Raw genomic sequence first — 7,148 nt, forward strand, 5'->3', positions numbered from 1 at the left:
GTTTCTCTGACAGGTAGTCCCAACGGTATTCAGATCAGGAGACGGCGCTGGCGTGAGGCGTTAAACTACAACGGATGGTCATACAATAGTTCTCGATCGGAAGATTTCGTCTCTTCTTACCCGAATAGAGGTCGAAATGTGGTATTTCGTTGACTCACGCATAAGATGAACGGCTCAAAACGCTACGTAGAGAGCGTGGGACGTATTCTATGACACGCTGAACCAACCAAGGGTCATTCCAGCGTTGGTTACTCATACTCCGTATCGGAGGCTCAAATCAGGATCACGGCAGTTCATTGACCGTTTCGACAAGGTCCTCGTCAGTCCGCCATCGGTACAACCGTCCTTCCTGAGCAAACAGGTCGAAGACACCGTCCTGCATCCAGCCGAACAGCTGGTCTTCGTCCTCGTAGTCTCGTTTGAGGACGTGGCTCTTCGAGAAGTACTCGACAGAACTCTAGGAAGGCGTTGTCGTGAATCTCCGTCTCTTCGGGCCGGTCGAAGTCGACGACCGGCCCGACCAGCGGCTTGGCTGTCTGCCAGACGTCCTTGGCCGTCCATCGCTCAAGACGTCGCTTCGAACGAGCACTCCGGTCAGCATCGTCCTCGTCCAATTGTTCAGCTGTGAACGCACGTTCGGGCACGGATACACCGTGGGCTCGAGAAACGTTGACGACCTTCGAGACATTGTCGAGAAGGCCGTCGCGGTACTCTTCGGGAAACCGGTCGTGCCAGGCCGTGTACAGAGTCGATTGGTCGGGACAGGATTCGACGTCGAGCGCGTCGCGAAGCGACGGCTCGGCGTCAAGATACCGACAGAGTGCGGTTTCGTGCTCCCAGTTGTGATACAGCCGGATGAAGTGAAGTCGCGTGACGACGCCGAAGTCGGTGGTGTTGGCGTGCCAACTCGCGCAGGGATCATCGATCGGCGTGCCGCCGATTGTGATCGGCACCCACGCGAGAAACGCTTCGACGTCGTCGTGAGCAGCGTGTCCGAACCAGTAGGACGCGAGGTGGAATCCGCGCCAGGACACTGATTTCTGCGTGTCATCTTCGGTGGCTATTCCCCCAGCATTTGCGGGCGTACACGGGTGATTTCTCGTGTAGCGGGTCGAACGCCTCGGCACGGGTCGTGGCTGTGTGTGCCATCGCTTACCGTGATGGCCCACATACCACTCAGGGTGTGCATCGAACGTGACAGCCGACAGAGAGTGTCCGAGTCCGTAACCTACGCAAAATCCACGCATTGAGTCTGTCACCCCGAATTACACAGCCCCGGATTCGGTCTGTGCGCACCTCTACAGTACCTTTATCCGATCTTAGAGACCATAGAGAACATAGTCAAATATGGCCACAAAGATAGCTATCACGAACCAGAAGGGTGGGGTCGGGAAGACCACACTCACCGCGAACTTCGGTGGCGCACTCGCCGAACGCGGCCACGACGTCCTGCTCGTGGACGCCGATCCACAGGGGTACCTTACCAGCGCTGTCGGCCTTGATGACGCCTACATGGCCGACGGGACGTCGCTATACGACGCCCTGATGGAACCACAGGCGCACAACCCGAACGACCTCGTTGTCGAACACGAGGAGTTTGACCTCCTCCCCTCGAACGTCGAGATGTTCACACTGGAGCAGGATCTCGTCAGCGGGATGCAGTCCCGCAAGCGGATGTCGAAGCTACTGGAGGGGATCGAGGGGTACGACTTCATCCTCATCGACTGTCCGCCGTCGCTGGGGATTCTGACCGACAACGTACTGCTCGCGGCGGGCAACGTCGTGATCCCAGCCGAGGCAGAGGACACCAGCATCCGCGCGATGGAGCTCCTGTTCAAGCAGATCGACTCGCTTGAGGCGAACTTCGACCAGACGATCCGCGAACAGGCGATCGTGATCTCGAACGTCGACTACCCACTCGACAACGAACAGTCGGAGATGCTGGCCTGGTTTGAGGATCGATTCGGCGACTACATACCGATCTTCGAGGTGCGGAACCGGGCGGCGATCAAGCGCGCCTGGAACAACGGACGCTCGATATTCGCGCACGACGAGGAGAGTGACCAGGAGGACGAGTTGCTCGCACTGGCAACGCACGCTGAGGAAATGGAGGGCGTCGATGACTGACCGCGACGAGAAGGGCGACGAGATGACCGACCGGATGTCTCGCCGTTTCGGAAGCGAGTCTGAGAGTACTGAAGAGACTGAGAACACACAGGAAACTAAGAGTGCTAAGGATTCACAAAGCTCTAAGAACACTATGAACACACAAACCACACAGACCGATAAGAGTGAAGAGACGTCTGAGAGTGCTGAGAACGTGAACGACCGTCCGAGTGTCCTCATGTACCTGCCAGAGAATCAGAAGGAAGAACTCTCCCTCCGGTTCGACGAGCTGAATCTTAAGCACAAGCGCCAGCACGGCGAAGCACTGGGGAAGAATCGGGACTACTACCCGGCCGTTGTTGAGGCTGCCCTGAACGGCGAGAAGACGCTTGAGGAGATTCTCGGCGTCGACGAGTAGCTATTCAGCAGTTCGGTAGCAGTCGTTTCTTTCTTCGACCTCGCCAATGTTCAGACTTCTCGTCGTTCGAGGAGGTAATCAACCAGATCGTGCGGGAGTCAGCGATCCAAGGGCTAATCGATAACAAAGGATGTGATCGAGATAGAGCGGAGGAGTTAGCGGAGTATATGCTCCAGAGCTACTCTCCGTGGTAGGCGTTAAGCTTGACGAGAGCGCCTGCCGCTGAGCGGCAGCGCTCTCTCGCCGGCCGTATATCGAAAGTAGACTCCTGTTCAGTCGGACAATATTACACCAGCAGGCGGAGCCATATCCCGATCGACTCGGCCATTGGCTTCGGTTGCCACTGATTCCGACTGCTCATAGTTTCAGCCAGCAAGCTCACCGAGAATCTGGTCGTTAATTCCGATCTGTACCGCTGAACCTCGGAGGTACTGCTATGACACGCTCAACACCGTTCTACTCGCGATCTTAGAAGACATGTACAGGCGGCCGAGGCGACTGCCCCGGGGCTTGACCCCGGGGTTGAAGCCGACAGCATTATTATGCTTAAGACAGTATAATTCAGTATTGGACAGATGGAATGCTATCCAAAACTGCGACAACGGGGTGTTGTCACGATCCCAGAAGAAGTCCGAGACGGTCTTGATCTGGAAGAAGGCGACCAACTGAAACTCATCGTCGAAAAACTCGACTAACCAACCGTGAAACACACGCTTCGTTTTCGCGCGTACCTGCCTGACGACGTGGAGAGCGAAGCGTGGCACCACATCGACATCCTCCGGCAGATCCGCAACCACACTGTCCGAGACTACTACAACTCCGACTACAACGACCGACCATCAGACTACGACCAACACAACAAACTCACCGCTTGGGCAGACCGCTGGCCGACCTTCGCGGAACCCTCCAGACACGCCGCACAACAAGCCATCACTCAGATCCACAGCGATCTGGAAACACTACAAGAACGTCGAGAAAACGGCTACAACGTCGGAAGGTTACAGTGGCAAGGCAAAGGCGAATTTCGCTCAGTGTCGTACAATCAACCCCGTCGCTGGAACGTGGATCACAACACGGGCGACGACTGATTCGTGCGACTCCGACTCGAAAAGATCGGCTGGTTCAACATCCGAGCAGACCGCAACGTGCCATCCAAAGACGAGATTGACGAGGTCATCCTCAAAAAAGAATCGACGGGTGAGTGGTACGTCTCGCTCGTCACCACCGTGGAAGACACGCCAGAGAAACCGTCACTGAGTGAGATTAAACCCGAAGACTGCGTGGGTGCTGACCTCGGCATCACCAACTACATCCACACCTCGGAAAATCTGTCCGTGGCTACGCTTGACCTGTCGGATGAGTACGACCGGTACGCACGCGAGCAGCGGAAACTCGCTCGGAAAGAACACGGCTCTAACAATTGGGAGAACCAACGCCAGCAGGTGGCGCGAGCCAAACGCAAAATCAAGCGGAAGGTCGAAGATTTCCAGCACAAGCTGACGACGTGGCTCGTGAAAAAGTACGATGTGGTGGCCGTGGAGGATTTGGACGTGAAACCGATGCTGGAAACCAGTCAAAATGCGAAAAGCAAACAGGATGCGGCGTGGTCGCAGTTCATCGAACTGTTAGAGTACAAAGGTGAATTACACGGCACACACGTTGAAACGGTTGAACCTCGTGGGACGACAAAAGAGTGTTCGGTTTGTGGCGTCGAGACGGCCAAGCCGATCTGGGTGCGGGAGCATTCGTGCCCTGCGTGCGGATACAAGGAGGATCGTGATTTGAACGCGGCGAAGAATATTCTCACTCGTGGATTGCGGCAGTTAGGGCTGGGACAGTCCGAATCAACGCCTGTGTAGACTGCGCTCCCTACGTTCACGCCTCACCGAGAGGCCGTGGATGCAAAGCGCGTCGTTGAAGCAGGAAGCCCCGGGGCTTGACCCCGGGGTGCGTTCACAACTTTGGCCACAGATCAGGTCGATGACTACACCGACACCGAGATTCGGTTGGACTCTTCGACGATATCGACGACAGTCTCGTGAACACCGACCTCGTTCAGCAGATCCGACATCGCCGCAAGAATCATTTCCTCGTCGTGCCCAAGTTCGTAGGCGCGGTGTTTTCCCTCAGGATAGCCCTGGTTGCGCTGAATCGAGTTGATCACGCCGAGACCTTCGATCTCGCCCAGGAAGTCCCGGACCCGACGGAGCGTACGGGCGTCGTGGTGAGAGATGTCGCAGAGTTCCTGGTACCGCTCGTAGATGTCCTTCGATCGCGATGGCTCGTTCTGGCCGTGCTGGAGTGAGACGAGTGCGTACAGCGAGAGCTTGTGCTGATCGGCGAGGTCAGCGATCCCGTCCATCACCTCCTCGCGTTCGAGTTCCCGGCGAGCTTCGTCAACGTCGTCCTCGTCGACGATCGTAGCATCCTTTGCGCGAGCGTGGTCCGCGGCCGCGCGAAGCAGGTCGAGCGCCTTGCGGGCGTCACCGCCGTCCTTCGCGCCGTAGGCGGCACAGAGTTGGATCACGCCGTCGGCAATCGCCTCCTCGTAGAACGCCACCGACACGCGCTGGGTGAGAACCTGACGGAGTTCTTCGGCGTCGTACGGCGGGAACCGGATGTTCACTTCTGCCAGCGACGATTTGACCTCCGGGCGGAGGTTCTCGCGAAAAGCCAGATCGTTGCTGATCCCGATGACGCCGAGGCGGACGTCCTCGATGTTCCCGTTCGAACGCGCTCGCGGGAGCTGGTAGAGCAGCGAGTCGTCGTCGCCGATGTTGTCGACCTCGTCGAGGACGATCAGGATCGTGCCGCCGACCTCGTCGAACTCCGCGAATAGCTGTTCGAGCACCTCGTGCATCGGGTGGCCGGTGTTCGAGAGACGGTCGGCGGAGTCGCGGAGCTCGTTCACGAGTTTGATCGCAACCTGATAACTGCTGGTCAGCCCCTCGCAATTGAGTTCGATCGTCGTGAGGTCTACGTCATACGTGCCTGCGTCGGCTTCCAACTGTTCGAGCAGGTGGCGCGTAACGGCGGTCTTCCCGACGCCGGTCTTCCCGTAGAGGAAGATGTTGTTCGGGTCCTCGCCGTTGATAACGGGTTGGAGCGCCGTGTGGTAGCGCTGGATCTCGTCGTCGCGACCGACGATCTCCTCCGGCGTGTAGTCCTCGGAGAGTTTGTCGCGGTCGCGGTAGAGAGAGTCGTCCGGACTGAAGCTGATCTCGGGCATGAGGTGGTGTGGCGTGGTTTCGACACGGTGGCGCAGACCACCATTTCCGCTGTCGTTGGCAACAGTGGTGTTTCCGTTGCCAATCAATCTGTCGAACGGTGTCGGTCACACACCACTGTTTCCGCTGAGTCGCAGGGGCGGACAGAGAGAGACCACTGTTTCCGCTGAGAAAGCTAACCACGCTGGGGCGTTCCACAGGAATCCCCTATTCTTAGGACAATCACTAAGTGCTCTGCGGTCAAAATAGACCGCAAACCATCTCGTGAGCGGTCGATATGGTGTGGATAGACCGCTTAGGACGAATTTCGGGGTGTATTTTGCTGGCGAGTCAGCGGAAACAGTGGTCTCTGTGTGTGGACCGCTCCACGATCTCGTTGTGAAGGATACGACCTCACGAGAACGACGGTAGACACGTCCGGGTGGCGAAGGTGGTCGATGTTGAGCAATACTTCGCGGATCACGACGCGCTCAACGAGGACGGTCTCCGTGATTTGCTCCCGTAGCGCGCTCTGGACTGATTCCCCCTGGTTCAACCCCTCCCCTCGCGTCCGGAAGCCCGACTCTCTCGCCAGCCTATCCTTCGTTTCATCGATTTTCGCTACGCGTGGTCAGTGAACCACTCGGGTGCGCCGTAGGCGTCGGCCCAGCAGCGACGATGGCACGGGTCGCCAGCGCCGTTTGGAATTGCCCGCTCGAAATCGACCATCTCGCCACAGAGGTCACACGCTGCGCGGTGGCCCATCTGCCGGGTTTCGACGTCAAGATCTTTCGTCTCGATGTAGGGTTCGTGGAGCGCGCGTGGCGTCAGCCGGACGAGGATTTTCTCGCGATCGTCCTCATCTCGCTGCTCCGGCGTGTACGTGAGCACCCAGTCTTGCCCTTCCTCGCCGTCGCCGCCCGGCCCCAGCGAGATCGTCTGTGCGAGGTCATCTGGAACGTAGTGCCATTGGTCATCCCTGAACCGCGGGTAGTGGCCCGTCGGTCGCGGGTTTTCGGGGTCGATGTCGTCTTCGGTCATGCGAGCCCGGCCGCCTCGAAGGCATCGTTGACGACGTCAGCTGTCGGCGCGTTCAGGTAGGGTTCGATAGCCTGGAAACTATCCCAGCCGCCGACGGCCATCACGACCCGGGGATTCATCTGCCGATCGACGAGGAGTCGCTGGGCGAAACGTCGACGAAGGTCGTGGGAACTCACGTACTGGTAGTCGTCGTCGCCGGTTTCTTCGGCCGCACGCTCGGCCGTGCGCTTCACGACGTCGCGGACGCCGCGCTCGGTGAGGTCGATCAATAAATCGTGTGGCGCTATATCATCGGCATTCTGTGGAGTTGCGAATACCATCAATCCTATGCACGGGTCGGCGGCTGAACGCGGCGTGACTAGCGGATCAAGAACCGA

Annotated in this window: 7 protein-coding genes and 1 pseudogene; 4 read left to right on the top strand and 4 right to left on the bottom strand. The window is 58.1% G+C overall.

From position 1 onward, the window contains the following. Nucleotides 1-320: 320 nt before the first annotated feature. Nucleotides 321-1,034, bottom strand: a complete 714-nt coding sequence (locus ACT4MF_RS18550; RefSeq protein WP_444683791.1) for a hypothetical protein — start codon at nt 1,032-1,034, stop codon at nt 321-323. A gap of 313 nt (nt 1,035-1,347) precedes the next feature. Here ACT4MF_RS18550 and ACT4MF_RS18555 point away from each other — a divergent pair, with 313 nt between their 5' ends. The 4 genes and pseudogenes from ACT4MF_RS18555 (at nt 1,348) to ACT4MF_RS18570 (ending at nt 4,464) form a co-directional block, all read left to right on the top strand. After that, nucleotides 1,348-2,127 carry a ParA family protein gene (locus ACT4MF_RS18555; RefSeq protein WP_444683790.1) on the top strand — a complete coding sequence of 260 codons (780 nt, stop codon included), beginning with the start codon at nt 1,348-1,350 and terminating at the stop codon, nt 2,125-2,127. After that, nucleotides 2,120-2,524: a DUF8160 family protein gene (locus ACT4MF_RS18560; protein ID WP_444683789.1), complete on the top strand. Its 405-nt coding sequence runs from the start codon at nt 2,120-2,122 to the stop codon at nt 2,522-2,524. The genes ACT4MF_RS18555 and ACT4MF_RS18560 overlap by 8 nt, the downstream gene beginning before the upstream one ends. A 575-nt stretch (nt 2,525-3,099) precedes the next feature. Continuing rightward, a complete protein-coding gene (locus ACT4MF_RS18565) occupies nt 3,100-3,219 on the top strand; it encodes an AbrB/MazE/SpoVT family DNA-binding domain-containing protein (protein WP_129452496.1) in 120 nt (39 codons plus the stop codon). A gap of 6 nt (nt 3,220-3,225) precedes the next feature. Beyond that, a pseudogene (locus tag ACT4MF_RS18570) lies at nt 3,226-4,464 on the top strand (RNA-guided endonuclease InsQ/TnpB family protein). A gap of 44 nt (nt 4,465-4,508) precedes the next feature. On the opposite strand, the gene ACT4MF_RS18575 reads toward ACT4MF_RS18570, so the two are convergent. The 3 genes from ACT4MF_RS18575 to ACT4MF_RS18585 form a co-directional block, all read right to left on the bottom strand. Continuing rightward, entirely contained in the window at nt 4,509-5,753 is a 1,245-nt protein-coding gene (locus ACT4MF_RS18575) for an orc1/cdc6 family replication initiation protein (protein WP_271967501.1), read from the bottom strand. Nucleotides 5,754-6,351: 598 nt separating this feature from the next. Further along, nucleotides 6,352-6,771, bottom strand: a complete 420-nt coding sequence (locus ACT4MF_RS18580; RefSeq protein ID WP_271967500.1) for a DUF8161 domain-containing protein — start codon at nt 6,769-6,771, stop codon at nt 6,352-6,354. Further along, nucleotides 6,768-7,148: tyrosine-type recombinase/integrase (locus ACT4MF_RS18585; protein ID WP_444683788.1), on the bottom strand; the 381-nt coding region annotated here is incomplete at its 5' end. The genes ACT4MF_RS18580 and ACT4MF_RS18585, both read right to left, overlap by 4 nt.

The sequence above is a fragment of the Halorubrum sp. FL23 genome (assembly GCF_052439115.2).
GTDB lineage: Archaea > Halobacteriota > Halobacteria > Halobacteriales > Haloferacaceae > Halorubrum > Halorubrum persicum.

Bases quoted from the DNA above. Each gene is read 5' to 3' on its own strand.
- ACT4MF_RS18555 (WP_444683790.1), top strand. From the start codon at position 1,348: ATGGCCACAAAGATAGCTATCACGAACCAGAAGGGTGGGGTCGGGAAG.
- ACT4MF_RS18560 (WP_444683789.1), top strand. From the start codon at position 2,120: ATGACTGACCGCGACGAGAAGGGCGACGAGATGACCGACCGGATGTCT.
- ACT4MF_RS18565 (WP_129452496.1), top strand. From the start codon at position 3,100: ATGGAATGCTATCCAAAACTGCGACAACGGGGTGTTGTCACGATCCCA.
- ACT4MF_RS18575 (WP_271967501.1), bottom strand. From the start codon at position 5,753: ATGCCCGAGATCAGCTTCAGTCCGGACGACTCTCTCTACCGCGACCGC.
- ACT4MF_RS18580 (WP_271967500.1), bottom strand. From the start codon at position 6,771: ATGACCGAAGACGACATCGACCCCGAAAACCCGCGACCGACGGGCCAC.